Below are 1,718 nucleotides of genomic sequence, written 5' to 3' on the forward strand. Positions count from 1 at the left end.
TGCTTGGTTATATCTTCTACGGCTTCATCGCTGCACGTGATACTAAGCCAGAAGTGAAAGCAAACTAATTTTAAAGATTTAATAAATTCGATACTAAAGCAATTTATTAATAACTAACTAGAACGGAAATGGGAATAAATAATAAATACGCTCACAATTAATAGTGATATTAATGAACAGCATTATTTATTCCCTATCTAAAATATTCGGTCAGGCCTTTTAGTTCTTCATAATCATTATGTCGGGTTAAAACACACCTGTTATCCACCATTTTATTCAGGCGTTATTATGAACAATAATAGTAGTACAAATAAAATGCGTGCTCTCGTTATCGAGCACCAAAATATTACTCCAAACAGCTTTGCAGACCGCGCAACTAAGTCGCTTGTTGCTGAACTACAAAACCGCTCTATTGAAATTATTACAGCCACTTCTTATGAAGATGCGCGTGCGGTTATTCTATCAACTCAAATTGATAGCCTAGTATTAGCACTTGAAAAAACTGAAGAGCAAATCGTTAATTCTAACGAAGAAGTTGAGCTATTAAGCACACTTCAAGCTCGTCAATCTGAAGTGCCTGTATTTCTACTAGCAGAGCGTGCTCGTACGTCTATCCTTAACAACCGCCAATTAATGGAACGTGTTGATGAGTGTTACTCAGTACTAGAAGACACTGCTGACTTCGTTGCTGGCCGTATCGTTGCTTCAATGCGTCGTTACCGTGCACAAGTGCTACCACCGTTCATGAAAGCGATGATGCACTACAACGACATCCATGAGTACTCATGGTCTGCGCCTGGTCACCAAGGTGGTATCGGTTTTACTAAGACCCCTGCTGGTAACCAATTCTTTGAATTCTTCGGCGAAAACTTGTTCCGTACCGATATGGGTATCGAACGTGCTGCACTAGGTTCATTACTTGACCACAGTGGCGCATTTAAAGATTCAGAAGTTGAAGCAGCTAAGATCTTCGGTGCTCACCAGTCTTACTCTGGTATCGTAGGTACATCTGGTTCAAACCGTACTATCATGCAAGCATGTATGAAAGACGACGATATCGCTATTTGTGACCGTAACTGTCACAAATCAATTGAACAAGGTCTGATCCTAACGGGCGCACGTCCAATCTACATGGTACCTAGCCGTAACTGTTACGGTATCATCGGTCCGATCAGCAAAGTTCAAATGAGCAAAGAAGGCATCGCACTTAAAGCTAAAAATGCGGGCATTCCTTTCAACGCTGACGAGAAGAAAGCAAGCTACGCAGTAGTAACTAACTGTACTTATGACGGTCTATGTTACCATTCAGAAGTGACTGAAGCGCTACTAGGCGAAAGCTCTAGCCGTATTCATATGGATGAAGCTTGGTTCGGTTACGCACGTTTTAACCCTATCTACAAGGGTCACTATGCAATGCGTGGCGATGCTAAAGACCATACTGGTCCTACAGTATTTGCAACTCACTCAACACACAAGTTATTGAATGCCTTGTCTCAAGCATCATACATTCACGTACGTAACGGTGAAAACGCGATCAACTTTGACCGTTTCAACCAAGCTTACATGATGCACACTTCAACATCGCCACTTTACGCAATCTGTGCGTCTAACGATATTGCAGCGAACATGATGAAAGGCGAAAGTGGTTTATCGCTAACTAACGAAGTGAACCGCGAAGCGATCATCTTCCGTCAGAACATGCGTCAACTATTTAACGA

At 41.7% G+C, this 1,718-nt stretch carries 1 protein-coding gene; it reads left to right on the forward strand.

The window, feature by feature from the left end:
• Nucleotides 1-288: 288 nt before the first annotated feature.
• Nucleotides 289-1,718 (forward strand): Orn/Lys/Arg decarboxylase N-terminal domain-containing protein (locus GLP24_RS19725; protein WP_331254171.1); only part of this gene is annotated, 1,430 nt, incomplete at its 3' end.

The organism is Photobacterium carnosum, from assembly GCF_021236965.1.
Taxonomy (GTDB): domain Bacteria; phylum Pseudomonadota; class Gammaproteobacteria; order Enterobacterales; family Vibrionaceae; genus Photobacterium; species Photobacterium carnosum.